Genomic DNA, 26,932 nt, shown 5'->3' on the forward strand with positions numbered 1-26,932 from the left:
GGAACGCCATCACAATCTGCATCGTTTACATTAGAGTTTGTGTTAGTTGCGTCGTTATCATCACAGTCTTCACTGGTTGGAACACCGTCACAATCGGCATCGTTGACATTTGAGTTTGTATTAGTTGCGTCGTTATCATCACAGTCTTCACTGGTTGGAACACCATCGCAATCGGCATCGTTAACATTAGAATTTGTGTTGGTAGCATCGTTGTCATCACAATCCTCAGATGTTGGAACACCGTCACAATCTGCATCGTTGACGTTTGAGTTTGTATTTGTTGCATCATTGTCGTCACAATCTTCAGATGTTGGGACGCCATCGCAATCTGCATCGTTTGCATTTGAGACATTAACAGTTAACGTTGCAACATTAGATGTAGCTGATTGATTAACACCATCTAAAACAAAATCATCGTTAACGGTATAATTTATTGTAGCAGAACCTACAAAACCACTAATTGGCGTAAAAGTTACATTTCCATTTGTATCAACAGACCAAGAACCTTCTGCCGTATTGGCTGTATCTTGAAAGCCAGGAGTAGCTTGATCGAAATCAACTGTTGAAGAATCTATATTTCCATCAACATCAACATCTGTACTTGTTACATTAAAAGCTGCTGGAACCCCTGTTAAACTACAAGCTATGGAAGTAGTATTATTATCTGCCGTTGGAACAGCATTTATTGCATTTAAAGTAATGGAAATTTGAATTGTTTCGTAATTTACCCTTGGCTGACCAGCTCCATTTTGACCTGGGAATATCACTAATGTTTCGGCAGTAGCAGAAGCTGTAAACCTAAATTTAGATAATGACCAAATATTGGTAGTTATTGAATTTACCGTTTGAATAGGCCTAGCTCCTATCCTATATGTAAACAAATCAATTAAAGTTCCAGCATAATAATCACCATTATTACCATCATTTAAGGTGGTTGCTGTTAAGCTATAAACGTTTATCTCATAATCTCTACCCACAATTAACCCCGACATATCTGTTGAGACAGATTCTTCTGTAAAGTTTGATCCTAAATCTCTTAACGAAATCCAGTCTTGATGATTATTTGGCGGTAATGGTAATTGATTTCCTGTTAAGTTCCAGGTTGCTCCTCCTCCTGTTACAGGTGGTGCAGCCGCTTGTGAGAAACTGGAAATATCCGGCGTACCACCGCCATCAACCCAACCAGGAGGCACACAATTTGAACATGGGCTTCCCCCATCTGTAGCTGCAATTGTTTGAGATTGAACTTTACCAGAAAAAAATAATACTATTAGCAGTATTATAATAGGACACTTTTTAATTATTGATTTGGAGTTTTTTTCCATAGGAAAATCTTTTAAATAATTATTATTAAAATTCGATTATAGTCTATCCGATAAATCGATATTAATGTCTTAAAAAATAAATGTATCTAACTTGTGAAAAACCATTATGAATTAGAGAACATGGTTTAACATGAATAATTAAAAAATGGAACATAAGTTTGTACATATAAGACATGGGTTTTTTGACTACATGACAAATGTATCTTATGGGGTTTATTAATAAATGTATAATGTTCTGAATTGAAGTAAACATGTTCTAAAAACACCTATTAAAAGCAAAATAAGCGCATTTGAACGATTATTTATGCGTTTCACCGAGCTAAAGCACGATTTAAAGCATTTTAGTAAAACCTAAATTAAGTTGATTTTATGGAGAAGGTTTTCGCGATACTTTTTCCCGATGGGTATTACCACTTTGTTGATTCTTAAAGATGCATTATCTATCTGCTCTAAATAGTCTAAGTTTATTATATAACCACGATGTACACGAATAAACTTCTCATTCATTTTTTCTATGATTTCGTTTAAACTGATACGTAATACTTGGGTTTGTTTATCTTTTAAAACAATCTCAACATATACGTGAGCACTTTTTAAATAGAGAATATCTTTAAATAATAGTTTAGAAAACACTCCTTTATCTTTAACAAATAAAGCATCTTTGACAATTAAATTATCTTCTATTACCTGTCCTGTTTTTGAGGAATGATTGTAAAGCGCAATTTCTATAGAAGTGTATAATTCTTCTTTTGTAAATGGTTTAATTAAGTATGCTGGAGGCATAACTTTTTTTGCCTCTGTAACCGTTCTCACATCCGCATTTGATGTCAGGAAAATAAATGGAAAATTATAGTTCTTTTTAATTTTTTTTGCAAGATCAATACCTGTTTTAGCTCCGGATAATTGAATATCTAAAATAGCAATATCTGGCTTTTCTTCTTCAATACGTTCTATTGCCTCTGAATAATTTATTGCTGGCTCTAATGCTTCATAACCTAGATCATCTAAGGTATCACATATATTATCTGCTATAATTATTTCATCTTCAACAACTAATATTTTTACTTTTTCCATTGTTTATAAACAATTATTATTTCAAAATTAAAATTAATATAGCCTGTCGTCTTTAGTACATACAAATGTTCTAAACGACTTATTTTGTGTTCTGAATGAAAAACCAAACACCTATTAATTTAATGATTTTCTTGCATGAATATCTTTAAAGGTAATAATAAATTTCGCACCTTCTTCATTAGTTTGTTCCAGTGCTCCATGTAGTTGCTTTACTAAACGTGTAATAAGTCTTAATCCCAAAGTTTTTACCTTACTTAAATCTATGTTTTTATTTAATCCGGGCCCATTATCTGCAATAATCAATTGATAGTCTGGTGTGTTTTCTGGTTTCTTAATGGAAATATATAGCTTATTTCCTTCCATCCTATTAAATGCGTATTTATAAGAATTTGTAATTATTTCATTTATTATTAAACCTAGCGGAATTGCAGTATCTACATCAAACTGCATGCCTGAAGATTCTACTATAGTTTCTATTTTTTTATCTGAAGCATATAATGCGTTTAACTCTTTAACTACTAATTTTATGTACTCCTCAAAGTCTATTAATCCGTTTTCGTTTTGATATAGTTTTTGATGAATTAATGCCATAGATTTCACCCTATTCTTACCCTCGGTTGCCAGCTCAAGCGCTTTTTCATCTTCTATATCTTTAATTTGTAATTCTAATAAACTAGACACTATTTGAAAATTATTTTTTACCCGATGATGTACTTCTTTTACTAACAATTCTTTTTCTTTTAGGGAATCGTCAATAATTTTATTTTTCTCTTTTAGTGCTTTAGACTGTTTTATAGATTTTCGTAAAAAGTATAAAGAAATTATAAGAAATATTGCAACTAATAAAACTGACACAATATAAATATTTGAGAGTGCTTTCTGATTTTCAATTTCCAGATCTTTTATTTTAACTGCTTGCTCTGTTTTAAAAGTTGCCAAAGAGTTTGATAAATCTTTAGAGTAAACTTTTCGAGTAACATTTACAGCTTCCTCCTGATAACGTATTGCCTCCTTTAAATAATTATCTGTTTCGAGAGCTTGGGAGCATTCAATAAGTACATAATAATAATCATTAAGATTAAGCACACCTTTAGTTTCATTTATAAATAATTCAGCAAGTTCCTTTGTGTTTGAAACTCCAAATTTTTTAAAAACCTCCTTTTTTATAACTGAATTGGTTGGTAACTTACTTAGGTATTTAGCGTATAATGAGTAACTATCTAACCTCGTATTTAGGTTATTATAAAGCTCATTTAACAATTCCTCTACCCTATTCTCATGACCTCCTTTATAAATATAAGCATCAATTAAATGTAATAAAATATCATAATGGTATTCTGTATTTTGCTCTAACTGATTTTCAATTTCCAAAGCTTCCTCACAAACATCAATGTATTTCTGAAGTTTACCTTCTTTTATTAAAAAATCACTAAGATGATACAAAGATTTGATTAATAATGTTTTGTCATTGAACTTTTTAGCTATTTCAATGTTTCTAAAAATGATTTCTTTACCATTTTCAATTTCCTCTTGAATAAGATGCAATACTATAGTATGTGAGCTGGCACTTGCTTTGGTTCTAATAACATATTCGTTATTTTGGTCAAATTGGTTTAAATAACTTTCTAATTTTTTACTAATACGAGATGCATCGTCTAGTGCGCCTTCATTTCTTAACTTTGTAATTTGAGCAATTTTAATATTTGCATATTCTAGATTAATGTCATGATTACTTTTAGGAGCTTTGATGTAAGTATTTATGTAATTAGAAACCTGATTATAATTGACATTTTTCCTATTAGAAACCCGTACAATAAATTTATAATGTGCTTTGTAATCTAGCTTTTTCTCAAAAGCAATATTACTTAAGAGATCTAAATAAGGGGTTTTATTTTTTATTAAAGCAATAAAATATGTTGCAGAGTCTAGTTGTTTTGTTAATATAAAGTCCTCAATTTTATAAATACTGTCCTTACTTTTATTTCGTTCTTTAACGGGCTGAGATAGTATGTGAATACTGGGAAACAGAACAATTAAAAAAACTAAGATTAATTTTTTCATATAAGTATTAAAGAATTTAATTGACAAAGATAAATTAACCTATGTAAACTGCGTCAAAAATGTTATGAATGAAAATAGGATTTTTGCCAGATTCTTGCTCATTGATTTGTACAAAACACTGTGTTGAACTATTTAGATTATTCAGCCAACGAAGTATTTAAAACAATTTTTATTATTAAATCTATAGCTAACTAATATTTTCTCTTAATCTAATAATATGTAAAAGTTGGAGCATCAAAAAAAAACAATTTTAGATAATAATTTATATAAAAAAACCTCTAAAACACGAATGCTTTAGAGGTTTTAATTGTAACGGTATAAAATATTAATTAGGTTGTATTTGATTTGCTTTACTCAGTCTGGCAAGTTCTTGTTGAATTTCTTTGCTTCGTTCCATGAACCTTTCGAACTTTTGACGCCTTTTTTCAGCTCGTTCTTTTCTTCTTGCATGATAGATCATTTCTAACTGACGCTTTTTCTCCCAAATGTCTTTTCTTTTTTTGTCTTCCATAGCCACAGTTCTATAAGAATACAAGTAAAAAAAGAGAAACATTAATGCAATAATCGATAAAATAATGTACCCGTTCATAATGATAATAAGTTTTAGTTAATAAAAAATACTACTTACGTTTTTTGAATTATAATTTGGGGCCTTATTCTTTTTATTCGTAATTACTTAAACTTACAAAAAATAAATAAACTACTACAAAAGAACGGATTAAGGTACAATATTATAGTTGAACGTCTGTTTTTATTCATTTTCAAGAAAAAAACCTTTAAAAAAACTATTCATTTAAAAGTAATTGGTAGGCATTTTCAATTTCTTTCAAGTCTTTAGCTGATAAATCAAAAATTGCTGAAGGTGTTTTATTAACTTCTTTTCTGATAAAAACTCCTTTTTCAAAAGACAGACTCTTCCTCATATAAGTAGATTCCAAATCATCTATACAAATTGTATAATCTTCATTGGAATGAGACATAACATCTTTCGCATTTTCAAGAAATAAACTATAGTCTTCGATGACAAATAATGAAAACTTTTTAAAGTCTTTTGATTTTACGACAACGACCACATAAGATTCCCCATCTGGTATTTTAAATTCTAAAGGATCATTATGTAATGTGCCCTTTTTTCTGTAAAACACTCTATCTATAGCTACTATTGTGTTAGTGTGTTCGTCTATTAAAGTATCACGATCATTTACATGGCCGTTTTCAATTTTTTTATTTTTAGAATGGCAATTTACCACAACCAAACATACTGTTAAAAATAAAATAATGTTTACAAATACAACTGTTCTTTTATACATACCTCTAATTATTTAATTTTTTACAAGTTGCTTAATTATGAGTTTTTCTGTTTTAGTAAGTGAATCTTTTTTTAAAGATTTAAAAAGTTTATTAACTTTTTTTATATCTTCTACAGGCACTACTTCTGCGCTAAAATCTATTTGATTTATTAGATTTTTAATGGTGTATAATGCTTCTAAAAACTCTAAATTTTGAACCGGTTGTTTTTTTAACTCTTCCTCAATAAATAAAAGTTTTGCTCGAATCATATTTTAAAATTTAATCTACTTTTTGTGTTATTTATGATTATTTAAAAGCTGAAGACGGATTTTATGAGAAAGAATTATATTGTTTAAATCATCAATACATTCCATGGCATTGTCTATGGAAGCTGTGTTTCTTTTACAATCCTTAATCACATGATTGAAAACCGCTTTTACAAATTTGTCTTTAGATTGTTTGGCCTTGGGAATTCTGGCAAAACTTATTTTATTAATCTTACGAATCATATTTATTATTTGATACGACAAAAGTAGATTACCCATAGCAGTCTTTGTATGACGTTGTGTGTCATGTAAATAAAAAAAGTTACTTTTACTCAAAGACTAACTATAAACCAATTAGCGTTGAAATGAAAAAATACACGTCTTTAGGTGCCTTAATGATAGATTTTAGAAGTTTCAAGAATATGACTCAAGCTGAATTAGCTTCAAAATTTGATGTGGATATTAGAACTGTTATAAGGTGGGAGAAAAATGAAACTTTATTAAAGTCCGATAAGGAAGAGGAAATGGTAGATATTACTTTTATTCCTTATCAAGTAATTAGAAACTTAAATGCCCCCGTTTCTATACCAACCTATTACGATTTTAACGTAAGAAAATACTCTTTAAGCAATATTTCTAAAGAATTACCTGACCCTAATTGGATTATAGATTTACATGCCGAAACAAATAGAATGAGAACCATAAAATATGATTCTGATATAGATGAAATAATTAGATATTCTAAAACACAGCATCATGTAATAACACCTATTTCTAAGGAAGTAATATTAAGAGCTTCAGAATTATTACCTGAAATAAATCAAATTATATTCGATACTTCTGGCTTCTATTCAGGACACACTGTGTTTTTACCTATTTCAAAAAGACTGTATAATAAAATTAGAAAAAGAGTTCTTACTGAAAATGACATTACCGTTTCAGATTTAATAGATTATAAGAAACAAAAAACACCTGTATTTTATTCATATAATATGTGTAGTGACTGTAATGAGAACTTTTTTTACCTTGCAGCTTGTTTTATAAATTTTCTTAAAAAAATAAACAAAGAATATATATATGCTTCTTACACCTCTAGAAACGACTCATACCATATAAACACACTAATGGGTGTATATGTTGTATGGGAGGATAAGAAATTGCAAGAAGAGATTAAAAGTTTGGCTCCACCAAGGTTGTATGAGAGTAATAATGTAATTTTTAGGAAGTTTCTAGATAAACATCTAATTTGATATTTCTACACCTAAACCATCATGTTTCCATTGAGTGATACCACCTTTTAAATCGTATACCTTAACAAAACCAGCTTCAATTAATTTCTCTGCACATGAGGCACTTCTTCTTCCTGATTTACAATATAAAATAACGGGTTTAGATTTATCCAGTTTTAAAATATCCTCATCGAAGGTATCTGAATAGAAGTCGATGTTTTGAGCATCTTTTATAAAGCCTTCAGAAAATTCTTCTGGAGTTCTTACATCTACTAATTGCACTTCTTCAAGTTCCAAAATAGATTGCATTTCTTCGGCAGTTACCACATTAATATTTTCATTTCTGGTTTCTTTACAGCCAAGAATCGTTACTAAAAACAGGATACTAAATACAACTCGTTTCATGCTTCGTTTTTTAATGATTATATTTAAACTAAAAATAATTTAACTATTTACTACCTCGCCATTCCACTCACAAAATCCACCCATCAGGTTATAAGTGTTGGCAAACCCTAGTTGATTCATGATGGCACATGCTTGTGCACTTCTTCCTCCCGAACGACAATAGATATAATAATTTTTACTCTTATCTAACGTTTCAATCTGATCTATAAATCCTTGTCCAAGATAAATATCTATATGTTTTGCATTTTTAATGCATCCTTCTTCTAATTCTTCTTCTGTACGGACATCAATTATCAAAGCATTGTCATCTTTTAATAATTGGTCTTGCCATTGCTCTTGGTTTAAATCTGCCATTGGTGATATTAAATTTTAATTTCAGCAAAAATACTATTTCTAAATAAAATAAGTGCAAAAAAAATCCAAAGTCATTTCTTCAGATTTTTTAAAATATTTAAATTTTTATTGTGCAACCTAGAGCTCTAGTATGAGTTTCTTTTATGGGATTTCCAGCCAATAAAGCATCTACTGCATTTTCAACATACTTCTGATTTACAGAATCTGGATGTTGATAATTATCATCAATAGCTCCAATATATTTAACCTTATTTCCTTTTTTGACTTTTTGCAACACATAAACATGTGGAGTTTTCGAAGCGCCATATTGTGGATATATTTCCTGATTTTTATCCATTAAATAAGGAAACGTATAGCCTTTTGCTTTGGATCTTGCTTTCATAGCTTCCATACTATCTCCAGGACTTGCAGCTGGGTTATTTGGCATAATAGCAATTACAGGATATCCTTGAGATTCATATTTTTTATTAAGTGCTATAACTCTATCTTCATAAGCCACAGAAAAAGGACAGGTATTACAAGTAAAAATAACGATATAGCCTTTTGCCTGGTTATAATCTGACAATGAAACCATCTTGCCATCAACGTTTTCAAGTTTAAAATCGGTTGCAATATCTCCTACTTTATAACCACTTTGAGCTATAGCAACAGTGGATATTAATAAAGCAATAACTAGTGTTTTTAATTTGTACATAATATTTATTTTAAAAATTGTTTTATTTCGTGTTCTAGTTCGTTGTAGGTAAAAGCTCTTTCAAAAAATTTACGCTCATTTTTATTAAATATTAATGTTGCAGGAATAGCTCCAGACCAATCTTCATGTACTTTAGGAATCCATGAATTAGAGTCCATATCGTTTAAAACTACAACTTTAGATTTTAAATTATTCTTTCTTATAAAAGGTTTTAATTTAGTTTCATAAACATGTGGAAAATCTAAACTCACTAAAATAACATCCACATTTTTATTGGAATAATTTTTATTTATATCTTCAAAATAAGGTAATTCTTTGATGCAAGGTGCACACCAAGTGGCCCAAAAATTTACAACATAGGTTTTATCTGTCGTTGTATACAAGTATTTTTCTATTCCACTAAAATCCTGAATCTCTAAATCAATATCTTTACTGTCTGTATTTAAAGACGAATCCAATACTTCCTTTGTTTCGTTTTTACACGAAACCATCACTAAAACTAATAAAAAAAAAATATACCTCATGCTATAAAATTAGGAATCGCATTTCATCCATATCAAATTTTAACAAAACATTAAACTGCATCCCACTAAAATAAGAAATACAAATAACTTAAAAAACAACAGATCAAGGATATGTAATATTTATTTAAACTCTTCTTTTTTTAATTTATTTAGCAATTCATGAGTTGTCTTTTTAATTTTATCCTAATTAATTTGAATAAATCATTTTCATTTCTATCTTTGAAAAACATAAAAACAATAATGAATACAATTTTAAATCATACTTGGTGGTGGAACTTTCGAAACTCAAACTTCGTGAGGTAACCTTTTGTATATTTAAAACTCAAAATAACAAGGCTTGTCATTCACGACAAGCCTTTTTTTATATAAATTATTAAATGAAAACATTCAGTTTATACACCCATCATAAAAAAATACTTTCAGATACGATGACTCCTGTAAGTATCTATCTTAAAATACGTGATAAATTTCCAAACAGTATTCTTTTAGAGAGTAGTGATTATCATGCCAACGACAACAGTTTCTCATATATCTGTTGCAATCCTATTGCCTCTATTGAAGTTAAAAATGAAGTTATCACACAAACCTTTCCAGATGGAACCATTTTTAAAAATAATATTCATAAAAATACGAGTGTTCCTGAGGTTATCCATAAATTCACTAAGCGTTTCAAAGTACAATCTGAAAAACATTTCAAATTTATAAACAATGGCATTTTTGGTTATCTAGCTTATGATGCTGTTAGGTATTTTGAAGATATTGCGATTTCAAAAAAAGAAAAACATTTAGATATTCCGGATATTTATTATGCTGTATATCAAAACATTATTGCAATCAATCATTTTAAAAATGAAGCTCACATTTTTGCACATTGTTTTAACGCAGAAAATAATATCGATGATATACTCCAACTGATAAAATCCAAAAATTTTGCTGCTTTTAGTTTTTCAACAAAAGGCGAAACCACATCCAATCTTACGGACTATGAATATAAAGAACATGTGGAATTAGCAAAGAAGCATTGTGCTCGTGGTGATGTGTTTCAATTAGTACTTTCAAAAAAATTCTCTCAAGACTTTAAAGGTGATGAGTTTAATGTATATCGCGCCTTACGAAGTATTAATCCTTCTCCATACTTGTTTTATTTCGATTATGGCGATTTTAAAATCTTTGGCAGTTCACCAGAAGCGCAACTAGTAATCCATAATGACAAAGCTGAAATTCACCCGATTGCAGGCACATTTAAACGTACAGGAAACGACGAAAAAGATACTGAATTAGCAAAAAAACTGGCTTTAGACGATAAGGAAAATGCTGAGCACGTGATGTTAGTAGATTTAGCTAGAAACGATTTAAGTAGAAACGGAAGTCAAGTAGTAGTAGAAAACTATCGCGAAGTTCAGTTTTTCTCTCATGTCATTCACTTGGTAAGTAAAGTCACTGGCACCAAACATAAAAACACAAAAACCATGCAAGTAGTTGCAGATACGTTTCCTGCTGGAACTTTAAGTGGTGCTCCAAAACATAAAGCCATGCAGCTTATTGAAAAATACGAAAAAACCAGTCGCGATTTTTATGGAGGAGCCATTGGTTTTATGGATTTTGAAGGAAATTTTAATCATGCCATTATGATTAGAACATTCTTAAGCAAAGACCATCAATTACATTGGCAGGCTGGAGCTGGTTTGGTTTCTAAATCAAATCCGGAAAACGAATTACAAGAAGTTTATAACAAATTAGGAGCCTTAACAAAAGCTATTGAAATTGCAGAGGAGATTTGAGTGTTCAGTCGTAGTAGGCAATTTTCACTCGAACATAAAAAAAGAAAAACCAATAAAACGAAAACATAATTATTTGTGTATTCGTGGCAATTAATATCACATGAAAAATATATTAGTTATTGACAATTACGACAGTTTCACCTACAATCTAGTTCATTATTTAGAAGATTTAGGCTGTCAAGTAACCGTAAAAAGAAACGATCAACTTCATTTAGATGATGTTGAAGCTTTTTATAAAATTGTTCTATCTCCAGGCCCTGGAATTCCAGATGAAGCAGGTTTATTAAAACCCATTATTAAAAAGTATGCTAATACAAAAAGTATTTTGGGAGTCTGTTTGGGACAGCAAGCCATAGCTGAAGTTTTTGGTGGAAAACTCATCAATTTAGAAACGGTTTTTCATGGGGTTGCAACAAAAGTTACCTCTTGTGTTACTGATGAAGTACTTTTTAAAGGTTTAGAAAAAACGTTTGAAGTTGGCAGATATCATTCCTGGGTAGTAGACACCAAACTCCCAGAAGAATTAGAAGCAACTTCTTTTGATGAAAACGGACAAATCATGTCTTTAAGACATAGAATATACGATGTTAAAGGAGTTCAATATCATCCGGAATCGGTATTAACACCTAACGGAAAAAAGATATTAGAAAATTGGATCAATCAATAGTGTTTCAGAGTAATCACATAAACGTATAAAAAAATAAAAAGACGTATAACTAATAAGAAACACCTACTTCCTAGGTAGATATATGAAACAAATATTAAACAGACTCATTAATCAAGAAAGCATCTCTAGCGAAGAAGCAAAACAAGTTTTGATAAACATTTCCAAAGGCGATTATAACCAAAGCCAAATGGCATCTTTTCTAACGGTATTTATGATGAGAAGCATTACCATAGAAGAGCTTTTTGGATTTAGAGATGCCCTTTTAGAATTGTGCATTCCTGTAGATTTAAAAGCTTATAACGCCATCGATTTATGTGGTACTGGAGGTGATGGAAAAGACACATTTAACATTTCTACTTTAGCTTCTTTTGTAACAGCAGGTGCAGGAATACACGTTACCAAACATGGAAATTATGGTGTCTCTTCAGCTTGTGGTTCTTCTAATGTTTTGGAACATTTAGGGGTTAAATTCACTTCAGATGCAGATTTTTTAAAACGCAGTTTAGACGAAGCTGGAATATGCATCTTACATGCGCCATTATTTCACCCAGCCATGAAACATGTGGCTCCTATAAGACGTGAACTTGGTATAAAAACATTTTTTAACATGTTAGGACCCATGGTAAATCCATCGTTTCCAAAACATCAAATGGTTGGCGTATTTAATTTGGAATTATTAAGAATGTATGGGTATTTATATCAAAATACAGATAAAAATTACACCATTCTTCATGCCTTAGATGGTTATGATGAAATTTCTTTAACAGGACCAACAAAAGTCATTAAGAACACATCAGAATATATTATCAATCCAGAAGATTTTGGTCTCGAACATTTAAGCCAAGAAGCCATTCATGGAGGAAATTCGGTATCAACTTCGGCTAAAATATTTACACATATTTTAAACGGACAAGGAACAGAAGCCCAAAACCATGTAGTTTATGCCAATGCTGCTATGGCTATCGCAACGGTTACAAATAAAACTGTGGCAGACAGTTTCAATTTGGCTAAAGAATCTTTAGAAAGTGGCAAAGCTTTAAATAGCTTCAAACAACTAGTAAAACTAAGTAAGAAGAAATGAATATATTAGATAAAATAGTAGCCGATAAACACCAAGAACTTATCTTAAAAAAAGAGATGTTCACTGTAAAAATGCTTGAAAAGATTCCTTTTTTTGAGAGAAACACGTTCTCCTTAACTAATAATTTACAAAACAGTACATCTGGAATTATTGCCGAATTTAAAAGGCGTTCCCCTTCTAAGTCCATTATAAATAATACGGCATTGGTAGAAGACATAGCCATTGGTTATGAGGATGCAGGCGTTTGTGGCATGTCCGTTTTAACCGATGAAATATATTTTGGAGGCACATTAGACGATTTAATAACTGCAAGACAAAACTGTACTTTACCCATTCTAAGAAAAGAATTTATAATAGACGATTTTCAAATTATTGAAGCCAAAGCATTTGGAGCAGATGTTATTTTATTAATTGCTGCTATTTTAACCAAAGCAGAAATAAAACGTTTTTCAGAATTAGCAAAAAGCCTTGATTTAGAAGTGCTTTTAGAGGTTCATAACGAAGAGGAATTACACAAATCCCTAATGCCTAGTCTTGATATGATTGGTGTAAACAACAGAAATTTAAAAACTTTTGAAGTCAGTTTAAAAACCAGTAAAACACTAAGCTCACTAATTCCAGACAAATTTATTAAAGTATCAGAAAGTGGCATTAGTTCTATTGAAGCAATTAAAGAATTACAACCATATGGATACCAAGGTTTTTTAATTGGCGAAAACTTTATGAAAACTAAGAATCCAGGAAAAAGTGCCAAAGAATTTATAAAAACTTTAGAAAGATGAAATTAAAAATATGTGGTATGAAATACCTCGATAACATCAAGGAAGTTTCAAGCTTACAACCTGATTATCTAGGATTTATATTCTATGAAAAATCTTCTCGTTTTTTTGAAGGAAAACTCCCTGAAATACCAAAGCAAATCAAAAAAGTTGGGGTTTTTGTAGATGCTGATATTTCAGATATTATCGGAAAGGTGATAAAACACGAATTAAATATCATTCAACTGCATGGCAATGAAGACGAACTTTATGTATTGCGATTAAATATAGCGTTGAGGCTTTACTCTCCTGATGTTTTGGTTTGGAAGGTTTTTTCTATAGATGACCATTTCAAATTCAACAAATTAAAACCTTTTGAAAATAAAGTCGATAAGTTCCTATTCGACACTAAAGGTAAACAACCAGGAGGAAATGGTTTCACCTTTAATTGGAACATTTTAAATAGCTATCCTTCATCAAAACCATTTATTTTAAGTGGTGGAATAGGTATAGACGAGATAGATAATCTAAAGACGTTTTTTAAAAACGATGTTTCTAAGTATTGCTATGCCTTAGACATCAATAGCAAATTTGAAATAACACCAGGATTAAAAGACATTGAAAAGTTAAAAAAAATAAATCTCAATTATGAGCTATAATATAAACGAAAGAGGTTATTACGGAGATTTTGGAGGTGCGTATATTCCAGAAATGCTCTATCCAAATGTAGAGGAATTACGTCAAAACTATTTAAAAATTATGGCTGAGTCAGAGTTTCAAAAGGAATTCAATCAGCTATTAAAAGATTATGTTGGTAGGCCTTCCCCCCTCTATTTTGCCAAACGCCTTTCAGAAAAGTATAAGACTAAAATCTATTTAAAACGTGAAGATCTGAATCATACAGGAGCTCATAAAATAAATAATACCATTGGGCAGATTTTAATGGCAAAACGTTTAGGAAAACATCGTATCATTGCCGAAACTGGGGCTGGCCAACATGGTGTTGCTACGGCAACAGTTTGCGCATTAATGGGTTTAGAATGTATAGTGTATATGGGAGAAATTGACATTACTAGACAGGCTCCAAATGTTGCAAGAATGAAAATGCTTGGAGCTACAGTTATTCCAGCAAAATCAGGTAGCAGAACTCTTAAAGATGCTACCAACGAAGCGATTCGAGATTGGATTAACAACCCAGTGGATACACATTATATTATTGGGTCTGTAGTTGGGCCACATCCATATCCAGACATGGTAGCTCGATTTCAAGCAGTAGTATCTGAAGAAATCCAATGGCAATTACATGAACATGAAGGAAAATCAGAACCTGATTATGTGATAGCTTGCGTTGGTGGAGGCAGCAATGCAGCTGGTGCCTATTATCACTTTTTAGACAACACAAATGTCAAGCTTTTGGCAGTTGAAGCAGCTGGAAAAGGCATTCATTCTGGTGAAAGTGCTGCGACTTCAGTTTTAGGAAAAGAAGGAATTATACATGGAAGCAAAACACTTTTAATGCAAACAAATGATGGGCAAATTACAGAACCCTACTCCATATCGGCAGGACTTGATTACCCCGGAGTTGGCCCCATGCATGCCCATTTGTACAAAACCGGACGGGCAAAATTTTTATCTGTTACTGATGAAGAAGCTATGAGTGCTGGATTAGATCTATGCAAATTAGAAGGGATTATTCCGGCAATAGAAAGTTCGCATGCCTTAGCTGTTTTCGAAAAGACATCTTTTAATCCAACCGATATTGTGGTTGTTAGTTTATCTGGACGTGGAGACAAGGATTTGGAAACTTATATAAAGCATTTTAAATTATAAGATATCTTTATTTGAAATAGTCAAACTTCATTTAAAGATTCACAAAAAATATAATTTTAATTAAAAAATGATTCCCACTTCTGTGGGAAGTAAACATGAACAGAATCAACAAAAAATTACTGGAAGACAAAAAGCTATTGTCTATATATTTCACAGCAGGATACCCAAGTCTAAACGATACAAAAGCTATTATCGAAGATCTCGAAAAAAGCGGAGTGGACATGTTAGAAATAGGTTTACCTTTTAGCGACCCACTTGCCGATGGACCAACCATTCAAGCTAGTTCTACTCAGGCACTAAAAAACGGCATGACTACTGAAGTCCTTTTTACCCAACTTAAAGACATTAGAAAAACTGTTAATATTCCTTTAATAATTATGGGGTATTTTAATCCGATTTTACAATATGGCGTTGAGGCCTTCTGTAAAAAATGCCAGGAAATTGGTATCGACGGCCTCATTATTCCAGATTTACCTATAGATGTATATCACGAAAAGTATCAGACAACGTTTGAAAGACACAGCATTATTAATGTATTCCTAATCACACCTCAAACAAGTGAAGAACGCATAAGATATATAGATTCTATTTCAAACGGGTTCATTTATATGGTAAGTAGTGCAAGTGTTACTGGAAGTCAATCAGGTTTTGGCGAAGCACAAACCCAATATTTTAAGCGCATATCTAATATGAAGCTTAAAAATCCTCAAATAGTAGGATTTGGGATTTCTGACAGTAAAACATTTAAACAAGCAACTCAATTTACGAAAGGAGCCATCATTGGAAGTGCGTTCATTAAGTATATAACAAAATTTGGTGTAAAAAATCTTAAAAGATTTATAAAGCAAATAAAAGATTAGCCAAAACAATCACATTTTAATATATTTAACACCTTAACCAAACTTAACCATAATGAAAAAATTTACATCAATTCTATTATTAGCTCTTATTTTCTTGACGTCATGTAAAGAAAAAAGCAATCAAGAAAACACTTCTAATATTAGCCAAGCTACTGTATATTATAGAGGAGATATCCTAACCATGGAAGGTGAAAATCCTGAATATGCTGAGGCTTTAGTTGTTCGGGACGGTAAAATAGAATTTGTTGGCGAATCTAACAAAGCTATGGAAATTGCTGGAGCAGGACACAAAATGATTGACTTGCAAGGAAAAACCCTCTTACCAGGATTAATAGATGGACATGAACACTTTTCAATGTTTTCTACGCAAGCAATTGGAGCTCAAATTCTACCTCCACCAGATGCTGGAGCTAAAGACATCCCTACACTTATCAATATTTTAAAAGAATGGAATACGCCTGAAAATCGAGAACTAACAGGATGGATTTTTGGAATGGGGTTTGACGATTCTGTTCTTAAAGAAAACAGGTTTCCTACCAAACACGATTTAGACCAAGTTTCTACAGAGTTTCCAATTATGATTGTTCATATATCTGGTCATTTTGCAGCTGTAAATTCCAAAGGTTTGGAAGTATTAAATATCACTTCCGAAACTAAAGATCCAGAAGGTGGTTTAATTAGACGTGAAAAAAATAATGAACCTAATGGTGTTTTAGAAGAATTAGCAGCCATCCCATATATGATGAAAGCATTAATTCCTAGTAATAAGGAAGCTTCCGATAAGTTTTTTGAAGCTGGACAAAATATGGCCGTTTCTTACGGTTATACAACTGCTCAAGATGGTAGAGTAATGGAAAATCACGAAGATTTGGTATCATTAGCAAAAACAGAGAAATTAAAAATAGATGTTGTTAGTTATATAGACTATTTATTTGTAGATGAATTTATGAATTCTGAATGGAATAGTAAATCTTATAATAACCACTACAGAATTGGAGGAATGAAAGTAACCTTAGATGGGTCGCCACAAGGTAGAACAGCCTGGAGAACGCAACCTTATTTAATTCCTCCTGATGGAGCAAAAAAAGATTATTTAGGGTATCCTGCTATTCCAAAAGACAGTGTATTGTCTAATATTTACGAAAAAGCTTTTAAAAATAATTGGCAAATCCTAACCCATGCTAATGGAGATGCTGCAATGGATCAAATGATTCGAACAATGAAACCTCTTACAGAGAAGTATGGTAATAACGATAGACGTAACGTCCTAATACATGGGCAATATATACGAGAAGACCAATTAGATTCCTATAAAGAAATGGATGTTATTACATCTCTTTATCCACTACATACGTTTTATTGGGGAGATTGGCACAAAAAAATTATTGGAGATAGTTTAGGTAATAAAATTAGTCCTACAAGAACAGCCTTAAACAAAGGTTTAAAACTTACTATACATACAGACGCCCCTGTGGCATTACCTAATCTTATGCGAGTTGTTTCAACAGCCGTTGAAAGAACTTCTCGTTCCGGAGTAATTATTGGAGAAGAAGAAAGGTTAACTCCTTACGAAGCTTTAAAAGCTATTACCATATGGTCTGCTTATCAGCATTTTGAAGAAAACCAAAAAGGATCTTTAAAAGCTGGAAAACTTGCAGATTTGGTAATACTAGATAAGAATCCAGTAAAAGTGAAACCTGCAGAAATAAAAGATATTGTAGTTTTAGAAACAATCAAGGAGGGAGAAACAGTTTACAAATCTAATTAAATTTAAATATTAATGTCTTTAAGTCTTAGAAAGCTTCCTACTTTAACTATACTAATATGTCTGTTTTATAGCAATCTAATCTGGTCTCAAAATGACACACTTGTTTTAAAAAACAAAGACAAAATTATTGGAGAAATAAAATCTATGGATCGTGGTGTATTAACTGTAAAAACGAGTTATAGTGATTCTGACTTTAAGATTACTTGGTTAGATATTATTAGTGTTAGAAGTGAACAATCTTATTTACTTACGCTATCTGATGGAAGAAGAATAAACAGTTCCTTATATACAAAAACAGACGAGGTTGGAAAAGTAACCTTAAATTATAACGAAGAAATTACGACAGACTTAAAAAACATTGTTTATATAAAACCTGTAGAAAACGACTTTTTATCTCGTTTAACTGCATCTGTTTCCTTAGGTTTCAATATTACTAAAAGCAATAATTTAAGTCAGTTTTCAGTGAGTAGCGATTTAAGTTATACTGCTTATAAATGGTTGTTATCTGGAAGTTACAATTCTGTAAGAAGCAATCAAAACGATGTAGCCGAAACCCACAGAACAGATGCCAACGTTATGATTAATTACTTTATGAAAAACGATTGGTTCTACTCCATGTCTGCCGATTTCTTATCCAACGATGAACAAAAATTAAAATTACGTTCTACAGTAAAAGGAGGTTTAGGTAAATATGTTATCCATACTAACAGACTTTATTTTGGTGGAGGTTTTGGTTTGGCTTTTAACAACGAACAATATACTGATGAATTAAATACCAATAGAAACTCTCTGGAAGCCTATGGTGGCGTACAATTAAACATTTTCGATTTAAATGACATTAGTTTAAGCACAGATGCTACCTTTTTTCCCAGTTTAACAGAAGGAGGACGATATCGTTTAGATTATAATCTCAATTTTAAATATGATTTACCTTTAGATTTCTTTATAAAATTGAGTTTATCTTATAACTACGATAGCAAACCTGTAGAAGAAACTTCAAATTCAGATTACGTGTTTCAGTCATCTTTTGGATGGGAATTTAATTAATGATACCTAAACTTATAATTAAAAACAATTCACCTAGCCAAAAGCACCAATTTAACATTTAAAGTGCTGAATTTAAGATAGTTTTAATATTATTTCGTTTTTAGATTTGTATCTTCTATATGAATCATAAAACAAAATAAAAGCCATGGGCCATATAAAAGATAAAAAGAAATTTGAACGAACTAAAGAACAAACCAATCCTACAAATCCTACTGGAAAAATAAAAAACGAAGTAAACCAGTTCGATATAGATAAGGACACCATAAAAAAGCAACAAAATAAAAAATAAATAAAATTATTCAGTTTTTACAGAAACCTATTCGTTATAGAATGGGTTTTGTTTTGTCTAAATACAACACTAGTTAAATTACTTATGGCATTAAATATTGTACTTATAGAACCCGAAATACCTAATAACACAGGAAATATTGGACGCTTGGCATTAGCATCTGGATCCAATTTACACTTAGTAAAACCTTTTGGGTTTGAGATAAGCGATACACGTTTAAAACGTGCTGGTTTAGACTATTGGCAACATTTAAATATACATTATTACGAAAACATCGACGAGTTTTTTAAAACAAACTCAAATGCAAAAATGGTGTTTTTATCTAGTCATGGTACAAAATCTCATTGGGATATTTCTTTTGAAGATGAGATGTTTTTGGTTTTTGGAAAAGAATCGGTGGGTTTACCAAAATCTATTCTAGAAAGCCACCCAGAAAAATTATTTAAAATACCTTTATTTAGTGAACATGTTAGAAGTTTAAACCTAGCTAATGCTGTAGGTATTATTGCTTACGAAGGACTTAAAAGCATACAAAAATAGCTTCTATTGTTTATAAAACAGAATCGTATAGAAGTTGTAATAATTTCTTAATATAAATTTTAAACCTATGAAATATCACGTGATTATCAATAGTGTAACATCTGTTGAAGAATTAAAAGACGCTTGGTCTAATACTGATTATATACAATTGCTTGAAAAATTTGGGTTTGAAGATGCAGAAAATTCTAAACCTGAAGAATTACTTGAATTACTTTTTATGGCAATATCAGATTTTGAGCCAGAAGAAGCTGCTGCCATTGTTTTAGATTATAGACTCTCAGACCATTTAAACAAAAATCAAATAGAACAAATCTCTCATGAAATGTTGCTTGACAAAATCTCTGAAGAATATGCCGATATTTCACTACATTATGAATTGTATAAAATCAATCAATTGCTTTATAAGGCATATAACGGAACGTATCCAAACGCAAAAGCAACACTAATTGAGTTTGAAATGACTCCAAATAAAGAAGTTACTAAGGAAAATGTTTTAAAGGCATTTAGTGCCACACTTGCTAAAAGTAATGTTATAAAACGTTTGTTCTCCAGTCAACTATCAGGAATAGAGAAGTTTGATGAAGCTGAGAATATTATTTGGGATTTAACTTCTAAAGATGAAAATACGTATATTCTAACCACATCTGATTATTGGATGAGCAAAGATGAGTTTTCTGAAGCTGAATTTGATGTTACTATTATAGAGTTTGAAGAAGAAGACGAGAATTAACGCCTTAATTATCACAGTTTTTAAGCTTATCCTTTTCGAACAAAATCCATTTTAAAGCTTCTTCTCTATCTGAAAATATTCTTAGGTTCCATGTTTCTTTTCTAGGGAGTTTATCTAACATATCGGTAGTCATGCTTGTTCTTTGGCTATAAGCTATTACTGCCATAGCTGCTATTTCCTTAATAGTTGCTAAATTTCGTTGTGCTAAAAAGTTATAAGTGTAGGCATTCTTTTTATTAATGATTAAGAAGAAAGGTGCTTTTAGTTTAGACCTTAATAGATTGTGATAATGGTCTATCATTTCTTCGTCCATGACAACACCTTGATTGATTATTACTTCTGCAATATCGTCTTGTAAAACTATTATTTTCCCATAAGAAAGGTTTATTACTTTCATGATTTTTAATATTTCAAAAGAGTGACAATTTAAATATAATTTATTATTGATATTATATAAGCTATTTTAAGCTGCTTTAGGTTTACAAATAAAGATGTTTCACCAAAACTTCAACAGTACTATCTAAAAAATTATACCGTTTTATAAAAATTAGAAACTTGATTAAAATTAGTTAAATTACTGATTTTATAAAAATAATTTAATTGCCATTTTTGAGTTCGTTCGGCTTGTTTATTATTTGGCAAATCCCATTTTGGATAAACTCGAAAAGCCCTTTTCCCTTCTTTCTTAGCCGTTGATATAATTCCTTTATTAATTAGCACAGATTTTGGAAAAACAAATTGTCCGAACTCATTTTCCGAACGTACGTTTACAACATAAAAGTCGATTTGGTCCATGTCATTAAATGGCTCAATTGGTCCATTGCCTTGTCGTTTCCAGAAAGTAACGAATTGTCCAACCTTTTTAGGTGTAATTTTAGCATTTCGGCAAATGATTTCTCGGTCATCTAATTTAAACCTACAAGCATGATATTCTTTACTTTCAAGCTCTTCTCTAAAGTTTGAAATTTTCAGTTTAATTTTGTCGTAAACTTTAGTTTTTACTTCTAATAAATTCTTATCCATCTATATTATAACCATTCATATTAAGTTCTAAGTTTCGCTTAACTCATATAAAATAAGAATTCCAGAATAACTTAAGATTCTACATTCGCTCTGGTACCTGAATACCTAATAAACCAAAAGCATTTTTTATAATGTTGGCCACAACCTTAGATAATTGCACTCTAAATTGAATTTCTAAATCTGTATCTGCTCCCAAAATAGAGACATTTTGATAGAAGGAGTTAAATTCCTTTACTAAATCGTATGTATAATTGGCAATTAAAGCAGGACTATGATTGTCTGCTGCGTTTTGAATAACTTCTTCGAAAAGTTGAATTTGCTTAATCAACTCTTTTTCCTTTTGATCCAGAATTAGGTTATCTGCTAATAATTTTGCATTTACATCTACCTCGGCCTTTCTTAAAATAGATTGTATTCTAGCATATGTATATTGAATAAAAGGCCCTGTATTGCCTTGAAAATCGATAGATTCTTTAGGATCGAACAAGATACGTTTCTTTGGGTCCACTTTTAGAATGTAATATTTTAAAGCGCCAAGACCAATTGCTTTATAAAGCTCTTGTTTTTCTGCATCTGTATAACCATCTAGTTTTCCTAATTCTTCTGAAATATCACCAGCTGTTGTGGCCATTTCTTCAATTAAATCGTCAGCATCAACCACAGTTCCTTCACGGCTTTTCATTTTACCAGAAGGTAAATCTACCATCCCATAACTTAAATGAAAGAGATTTTTAGCCCATTCAAAACCTAGTTTCTTGATAATTAAAAACAAGACCTTAAAATGATATTCCTGCTCGTTTCCAACCGTATAAACCATCCCTCCTACATCAGGATAATCTTTAACACGTTGTATGGCTGTACCAATATCTTGTGTCATATATACAGCTGTACCGTCGCTACGTAATACTATTTTTTCATCTAGACCTTCGTCTGTTAAATCGCACCAAACAGAGCCATCCTCTTTTTTAAAGAAAACACCGGTTTTTAAACCTTCGGTAACAAATTCTTTTCCTAATAAATAGGTTTCACTTTCATAATAAAGCTTATCGAAATCGACGCCTAAGTTTTTATAGGTTACATCAAAACCTTTATAAACCCATTGATTCATTGTTTCCCATAGAGCAACCGTTTCTTTATCTCCTGCTTCCCATTTAATAAGCATCTCTTGAGCTGCTTTTAAAATTGGAGCATTCTTTTTAGCTTCCTCTTCTGTCTGTCCTTCAGAAATTAAATTTTTAATTTCCTTTTTATATTCTTGATCGAATTTTACATAGTAATTCCCAACCAATTTATCACCTTTTAACCCTGTAGATTCTGGTGTTTCTCCATTTCCAAAAAGTTTCCAGGCTATCATGCTTTTACAAATATGAATTCCTCTGTCGTTTATAATCTGTGTTTTGTAAACTTTCTTTCCAGAGGCTTTTAAAATTTCAGCAACACTATAACCTAATAAATTATTTCTAACATGTCCAAGGTGTAATGGCTTATTCGTATTTGGAGACGAATATTCTACCATAACAGCTTTATCTTCAGGCTTAGCTGTTACAAACCCATAATCTGGATCTGTACTAACACGATTAAAAAAATGAAGATAATAATTATCACTTATTTCGACATTCAAGAAACCTTTTATAACATTAAAGCCAACAACAGCTTCTGCATGTTCCAATAAATATTCTCCAATAACTTCTCCAATTTGCACAGGATTTCCTTTAACAACACGTAGCATTGGGAAAATAACCACAGTAATATCTCCATCAAACTCTTTTCTGGTTGCTTGAAATTCTACAGATGGTAAATCTTGTTTATAAATGGCTTTTACAGCCTGTACAACATGTTTGGATAAGATGTCTTGAAGACTCATAATCTATTATTTTTAAGGATGCAAAGATAAAACTTTTATTAAAGGTATTTACTCAAAATTACTGCTTATCTTACTTTAAAGCTTGTTTTACAAACTCGGTAGCTCTTGCTTTCAAATACATAAAAAACTAAACACAAATTCTTAACAGATTTTGAACATGCATTTCATCGACAAAAGTGTATTTTTTCCTACTTATTTACCTTTCATCGATAGCATGAAATTTAACGATATTTTCTTGCACCATTTCAACTAATTTATTGGTAGTAAAACCCAAAAATTAGCATATTAAATCTCTTTTCACAATTTTTGTTAAGTAATGCTATTAATTGTCCCAATGCTATGGGATTTCTTGAACTAACTAATTATTACAGCTCTAAATACTGGCTACCAAACTTAATCTCAACAAATTAAGTTGCTCATTTTTACTGTTGTAAGGCTAATTTATGAAGAAATTATTTTCTTTAGTTGCTTGTCTTATTTTTTTCATTGGTTTTTCCCAGACCAAGGAACAAGATAGTCTTACGATACAATTAGCTTTTCAAAATTCGGATACTACAAAAATTGAAACCTCTTTATTGTTGGTAAAAGTGCTTTATAAGGACAAAGAATATGATAAAGCCTTAAAATACATTTCTCAAACAGAAAAACTATCCCAAAAATTAAATTATCAAGATGGCATTGCTGAAATAACCTATTATAAAGCATTGATTTATGCGTATAAAAACGATTATATTAACGCTAGAGACAATTATTTAAAAGCCAAGGAATTATTTATTCAACTTGATGACACATTAAATATTGCAAAAGTTAATAACAGCATTGGTTTAAATGAAATTAAAAGAGGCAACTATAATCTAGGGCTTCAATACGCGCTTTTAGCTTTAAAAGAGTTTGAAAAAAGAAATCTAAAGAACGAGTTACGCTCAGCTTACGAATGTTTAGCTGAAGCATATTTTAGTATAAATGAAGTAAATAAAGCTACAGAATACTATATAAAGACCTTAGACGCAGAAAGACAAATAAACAACAATGAAGGTTCTATTCATGTTCTAAAAAGATTAGCAGAGTTGTATTCTCTTCAAAAAGAACATAGAAAATCCATAGACTATTATGAAAAAGTATTAAAACTAACTTCTGTTGAAAATGACTCTTTAAGAGGTGAAATTTTGCCAAAATTAGGTGGCGAATACTTACAATTTAATGACTATGATAATGCTTTAAAATATTTAGTAGACGGATTAAGACTTAATAGGGATTTAAAAAATTCTCATGGAACTTTAGTTTCTCTTAATAGTCTAGGAGATTTAAACCTTAGAAGAAACTTCTTAAAATATGCCGAAATTCAGTTGTTTGAAGCAAAGGATATTGCTAGCTCTATAAATGCTAAGGAGCAACAATTAAAAAATTATGACCTCTTAAAGTCTTTAGATTCAACGAATAGAAGATTTGATCGTGCTTTTATCTGGCAAAGGGAATATTACCAGTTACAAAATCAAATTATAAAAAAAGAAACCAAACCATTTGTTGAAACAAAAGAACCAATTTTAGTTGATAACTTAGGAATAAACAATACTATTGAGGAAAATGTAGATTCTAAAATTGGAACTAGAACGGCAAAAGATCAACAAGAATTTGATAGGTTACGGATTGTTTTTTACGCTTTATTAGGAGCCGTAGTCATTCTATCTACTTTTTTAGTTCTAATCTATATTAAACGAAATAGCAGATTAAAATACACTAGAGAACTAGAAGAAAAAAACCTGCGTATTGAAATTCAAAATGAAGCTATATTAGAACAAACCAAACATTTAGAAGATATAAACAAAGTAAAGGACAAATTGTTTTCTATTGTTTCTCACGATTTAAAAGATTCTCTAACGTCCATTAAAGGGTTTATAGATTTATTAAAAGACGGGTCTTTAACCCAAGAAGAATTTAAATCGTTAATTCCAGAATTAAGCGAAAACGCTAACAATGCTTCTTTATTATTGTTTAACTTATTAAACTGGTCTAAGTCTCAAATGCAGTCTTTAGAACCTAGTCCTAGTTTATTTGATTTACAAGAAGTCTTTGAAGATAAAATGAATTTACTGGAACAAAAACTTGAAAAGAAAGGTATTATTTTAAGAGATAAAACCTTAAGAGACTTTGTTTATGCAGATAAAAGCATGGTAGAAATTATAATTCAAAACCTTCTTACAAATGCTATAAAATTCAGCAAAAAAGGAGATACCATTACTATTGCTAACCAAATTAGCAATGGTAAATCTATTATTAGTATTTCAGATACTGGTGTAGGAATTTCTAAAGAAAACCAAGAGAAACTATTTAAAAACTCTTCGTTTACAACTGTTGGTACCCAAAACGAAAAAGGTACCGGTTTAGGATTAACTATATGTAAAGAGTTAGTAGATCTTAATCATGGAAGAATCTGGGTTGAAAGCGATTTAAATGTTGGTACTACTTTTTATGTAGAACTCCCAAAATCTAATCCACAAAGCTAGTTTTTAGGCAAAAATACCTCTGCCATCATACAACGAGCACTTCCACCACCACAGGTTTCAATAGTTTCTAAAGAACTCGATAATATTTGGCAATGTCTTTCAATGGTTTTTATTTGTGAAGCTGTTAAACAGTCGTATGCTGCTTGGCTCATAATTAAGTAGCGCTTATCATCTGCTCCTTTAACCTGTAACATATTTCCTGCAAAATTAGCCACTTGTTCCTCTGTAATAGCTATGACTTCTTTTTTATCTTCTTTTAAGTGCTTCAACACATTTTTACGCTCTTTTTTATCATCTATACAATCCAAACAAATAATAGCAAATGTTTCAGCTAAAGCCATCATAACATTGGTATGGTAAATAGCTTTACGTTTACCATCAACAGTTTGATAGGCATTGAAAACAATAGGAGTATATTCAAAATCTTCACAGAATTCTATAAACAAATCTTCGTCTGCTCTAGCAGATAAAGCACAATAAGCTTTACTATTTACACGATCTAAAAGTAAACTCCCAGTACCTTCAAGAAAAATACCTTCGTCTTCAGCGCTTGTATAGTCTACAATATTTTCAATTATAAAACCTGCCTCTTCAATACGTAATAAAACGTCTTCTCTTCTTTCTACTCTACGGTTTTCGGCAAACATAGGATATAATGCTACATCGCCATTTTCATGGAAACTAACCCAATTATTAGGAAATATAGAATCTGGAGCATCTAAAGCTTTTATATCGTTTACTACAATAACCTGAACGCCTACGGCTTTTAGTTTTTCTACAAATACATCAAACTCTTCTTGAGCTTTAGTATTAATCTCGGCATTTTTTAGATCTAGATCTTCCTGAAAATAATTATTAACAGCTGTTTGCTCATTCATCCTAAAGTGGACTGGACGAATCATTAAGATGGTATTTGTAGTTTGATTCATAGGTTTACATTTTTGAATTGCAAAATTACTTTATTAAAA

Annotated in this window: 29 protein-coding genes; 14 read left to right on the forward strand and 15 right to left on the reverse strand. The window is 30.9% G+C overall.

The annotated features are described in order from the left end of the window. From OS191_RS13650 to OS191_RS13680, 7 genes are all read right to left on the reverse strand, one after another. A partial coding sequence (locus OS191_RS13650) for an Ig-like domain-containing protein (RefSeq protein ID WP_267156272.1) occupies positions 1 to 1,325 on the reverse strand: 1,325 nt, incomplete at its 3' end. Positions 1,326 to 1,676: 351 nt separating this feature from the next. Further along, complete coding sequence (locus tag OS191_RS13655) at positions 1,677 to 2,399, reverse strand: LytR/AlgR family response regulator transcription factor (RefSeq protein ID WP_267156273.1); 723 nt, start codon at positions 2,397 to 2,399, stop codon at positions 1,677 to 1,679. A 114-nt stretch (positions 2,400 to 2,513) separates the two neighbouring features. Next, a complete protein-coding gene (locus tag OS191_RS13660) occupies positions 2,514 to 4,460 on the reverse strand; it encodes a sensor histidine kinase (RefSeq protein WP_267156274.1) in 1,947 nt (648 codons plus the stop codon). 325 nt (positions 4,461 to 4,785) lie between these two features. Beyond that, a complete protein-coding gene (locus OS191_RS13665; protein WP_267156275.1) occupies positions 4,786 to 5,049 on the reverse strand; it encodes a hypothetical protein in 264 nt (87 codons plus the stop codon). A gap of 196 nt (positions 5,050 to 5,245) precedes the next feature. Beyond that, positions 5,246 to 5,770, reverse strand: a complete 525-nt coding sequence (locus tag OS191_RS13670) for a hypothetical protein (RefSeq protein WP_267156276.1) — start codon at positions 5,768 to 5,770, stop codon at positions 5,246 to 5,248. 12 nt (positions 5,771 to 5,782) lie between these two features. Continuing rightward, positions 5,783 to 6,019, reverse strand: coding sequence for a hypothetical protein (locus OS191_RS13675; RefSeq protein ID WP_267156277.1), 237 nt, complete (start codon positions 6,017 to 6,019; stop codon positions 5,783 to 5,785). Positions 6,020 to 6,046: 27 nt separating this feature from the next. Continuing rightward, a complete protein-coding gene (locus OS191_RS13680; protein WP_267156278.1) occupies positions 6,047 to 6,259 on the reverse strand; it encodes a hypothetical protein in 213 nt (70 codons plus the stop codon). A 122-nt stretch (positions 6,260 to 6,381) separates the two neighbouring features. Here OS191_RS13680 and OS191_RS13685 point away from each other — a divergent pair, with 122 nt between their 5' ends. Continuing rightward, positions 6,382 to 7,266 (forward strand): helix-turn-helix domain-containing protein, encoded by an 885-nt coding sequence (locus tag OS191_RS13685; protein WP_267156279.1) that lies wholly within the window; start codon positions 6,382 to 6,384, stop codon positions 7,264 to 7,266. Here the strand turns inward: OS191_RS13685 and OS191_RS13690 are convergent. The 4 genes from OS191_RS13690 to OS191_RS13705 all read right to left on the reverse strand — a co-directional run bounded on the left by OS191_RS13690 (position 7,258) and on the right by OS191_RS13705 (position 9,222). Then, complete coding sequence (locus tag OS191_RS13690) at positions 7,258 to 7,650, reverse strand: rhodanese-like domain-containing protein (RefSeq protein WP_267156280.1); 393 nt, start codon at positions 7,648 to 7,650, stop codon at positions 7,258 to 7,260. The two genes, OS191_RS13685 and OS191_RS13690, sit on opposite strands and share 9 nt — an antisense overlap. Before the next feature lie 39 nt (positions 7,651 to 7,689). After that, on the reverse strand, positions 7,690 to 8,004 hold the full coding sequence (locus tag OS191_RS13695) for a rhodanese-like domain-containing protein (RefSeq protein WP_267156281.1): 315 nt from the start codon (positions 8,002 to 8,004) through the stop codon (positions 7,690 to 7,692). Between the two features lie 97 nt (positions 8,005 to 8,101). After that, a complete protein-coding gene (locus tag OS191_RS13700; RefSeq protein ID WP_267156282.1) occupies positions 8,102 to 8,698 on the reverse strand; it encodes a thioredoxin family protein in 597 nt (198 codons plus the stop codon). A 5-nt stretch (positions 8,699 to 8,703) separates the two neighbouring features. After that, positions 8,704 to 9,222, reverse strand: a complete 519-nt coding sequence (locus OS191_RS13705) for a TlpA family protein disulfide reductase (protein ID WP_267156283.1) — start codon at positions 9,220 to 9,222, stop codon at positions 8,704 to 8,706. A gap of 377 nt (positions 9,223 to 9,599) precedes the next feature. On the opposite strand from OS191_RS13705, the gene OS191_RS13710 reads away from it, so the two are divergent. The 12 genes from OS191_RS13710 to OS191_RS13765 all read left to right on the forward strand — a co-directional run bounded on the left by OS191_RS13710 (position 9,600) and on the right by OS191_RS13765 (position 20,573). After that, positions 9,600 to 11,003, forward strand: a complete 1,404-nt coding sequence (locus OS191_RS13710) for an anthranilate synthase component I family protein (RefSeq protein ID WP_267156284.1) — start codon at positions 9,600 to 9,602, stop codon at positions 11,001 to 11,003. Positions 11,004 to 11,103: 100 nt separating this feature from the next. Then, entirely contained in the window at positions 11,104 to 11,670 is a 567-nt protein-coding gene (locus OS191_RS13715; RefSeq protein ID WP_267156285.1) for an anthranilate synthase component II, read from the forward strand. Positions 11,671 to 11,752: 82 nt separating this feature from the next. Continuing rightward, a complete protein-coding gene (gene trpD, locus OS191_RS13720) occupies positions 11,753 to 12,751 on the forward strand; it encodes an anthranilate phosphoribosyltransferase (protein WP_267156286.1) in 999 nt (332 codons plus the stop codon). Further along, positions 12,748 to 13,533: an indole-3-glycerol phosphate synthase TrpC gene (gene trpC, locus OS191_RS13725; protein WP_267156287.1), complete on the forward strand. Its 786-nt coding sequence runs from the start codon at positions 12,748 to 12,750 to the stop codon at positions 13,531 to 13,533. Before trpD ends, trpC begins: the two co-directional genes overlap by 4 nt. Before the next feature lie 17 nt (positions 13,534 to 13,550). Next, a complete protein-coding gene (locus tag OS191_RS13730) occupies positions 13,551 to 14,168 on the forward strand; it encodes a phosphoribosylanthranilate isomerase (protein ID WP_267156288.1) in 618 nt (205 codons plus the stop codon). Continuing rightward, on the forward strand, positions 14,158 to 15,339 hold the full coding sequence (trpB, locus tag OS191_RS13735; RefSeq protein ID WP_267156289.1) for a tryptophan synthase subunit beta: 1,182 nt from the start codon (positions 14,158 to 14,160) through the stop codon (positions 15,337 to 15,339). Before OS191_RS13730 ends, trpB begins: the two co-directional genes overlap by 11 nt. A 95-nt stretch (positions 15,340 to 15,434) precedes the next feature. After that, positions 15,435 to 16,199: a tryptophan synthase subunit alpha gene (trpA, locus tag OS191_RS13740; protein ID WP_267156290.1), complete on the forward strand. Its 765-nt coding sequence runs from the start codon at positions 15,435 to 15,437 to the stop codon at positions 16,197 to 16,199. Positions 16,200 to 16,251: 52 nt separating this feature from the next. Then, the gene (locus OS191_RS13745; protein ID WP_267156291.1) at positions 16,252 to 17,967 is read left to right on the forward strand and encodes a metal-dependent bile salt hydrolase; all 1,716 of its coding nucleotides are present in this window, start codon (positions 16,252 to 16,254) and stop codon (positions 17,965 to 17,967) included. A gap of 12 nt (positions 17,968 to 17,979) precedes the next feature. Beyond that, complete coding sequence (locus OS191_RS13750) at positions 17,980 to 19,014, forward strand: DUF481 domain-containing protein (protein ID WP_267156292.1); 1,035 nt, start codon at positions 17,980 to 17,982, stop codon at positions 19,012 to 19,014. A gap of 145 nt (positions 19,015 to 19,159) precedes the next feature. Further along, complete coding sequence (locus OS191_RS13755; RefSeq protein ID WP_267156293.1) at positions 19,160 to 19,303, forward strand: hypothetical protein; 144 nt, start codon at positions 19,160 to 19,162, stop codon at positions 19,301 to 19,303. 84 nt (positions 19,304 to 19,387) lie between these two features. Continuing rightward, the gene (locus tag OS191_RS13760) at positions 19,388 to 19,843 is read left to right on the forward strand and encodes a tRNA (cytidine(34)-2'-O)-methyltransferase (RefSeq protein ID WP_267156294.1); all 456 of its coding nucleotides are present in this window, start codon (positions 19,388 to 19,390) and stop codon (positions 19,841 to 19,843) included. Positions 19,844 to 19,910: 67 nt separating this feature from the next. Then, on the forward strand, positions 19,911 to 20,573 hold the full coding sequence (locus OS191_RS13765; RefSeq protein ID WP_267156295.1) for a hypothetical protein: 663 nt from the start codon (positions 19,911 to 19,913) through the stop codon (positions 20,571 to 20,573). Positions 20,574 to 20,577: 4 nt separating this feature from the next. Here OS191_RS13765 and OS191_RS13770 read toward each other — a convergent pair whose 3' ends face one another. The 3 genes from OS191_RS13770 to argS all read right to left on the reverse strand — a co-directional run bounded on the left by OS191_RS13770 (position 20,578) and on the right by argS (position 23,460). Continuing rightward, positions 20,578 to 20,970 carry a hypothetical protein gene (locus OS191_RS13770; RefSeq protein WP_267156296.1) on the reverse strand — a complete coding sequence of 131 codons (393 nt, stop codon included), beginning with the start codon at positions 20,968 to 20,970 and terminating at the stop codon, positions 20,578 to 20,580. 131 nt (positions 20,971 to 21,101) lie between these two features. Next, on the reverse strand, positions 21,102 to 21,596 hold the full coding sequence (locus OS191_RS13775; protein ID WP_267156297.1) for a MepB family protein: 495 nt from the start codon (positions 21,594 to 21,596) through the stop codon (positions 21,102 to 21,104). Between the two features lie 79 nt (positions 21,597 to 21,675). After that, positions 21,676 to 23,460 (reverse strand): arginine--tRNA ligase, encoded by a 1,785-nt coding sequence (argS, locus tag OS191_RS13780; protein ID WP_267156298.1) that lies wholly within the window; start codon positions 23,458 to 23,460, stop codon positions 21,676 to 21,678. A gap of 443 nt (positions 23,461 to 23,903) precedes the next feature. Between argS and OS191_RS13785 the strand changes: the two genes are divergently transcribed. Continuing rightward, entirely contained in the window at positions 23,904 to 25,964 is a 2,061-nt protein-coding gene (locus OS191_RS13785) for a tetratricopeptide repeat-containing sensor histidine kinase (protein ID WP_267156299.1), read from the forward strand. On the opposite strand, the gene ctlX is transcribed toward OS191_RS13785, so the two are convergent. Further along, on the reverse strand, positions 25,961 to 26,893 hold the full coding sequence (gene ctlX / locus OS191_RS13790; RefSeq protein WP_267156300.1) for a citrulline utilization hydrolase CtlX: 933 nt from the start codon (positions 26,891 to 26,893) through the stop codon (positions 25,961 to 25,963). The two genes, OS191_RS13785 and ctlX, sit on opposite strands and share 4 nt — an antisense overlap. Positions 26,894 to 26,932: the final 39 nt, after the last annotated feature.

Source organism: Xanthomarina sp. F2636L (assembly GCF_026410195.1).
In the GTDB taxonomy this organism is placed as follows: domain Bacteria; phylum Bacteroidota; class Bacteroidia; order Flavobacteriales; family Flavobacteriaceae; genus Xanthomarina.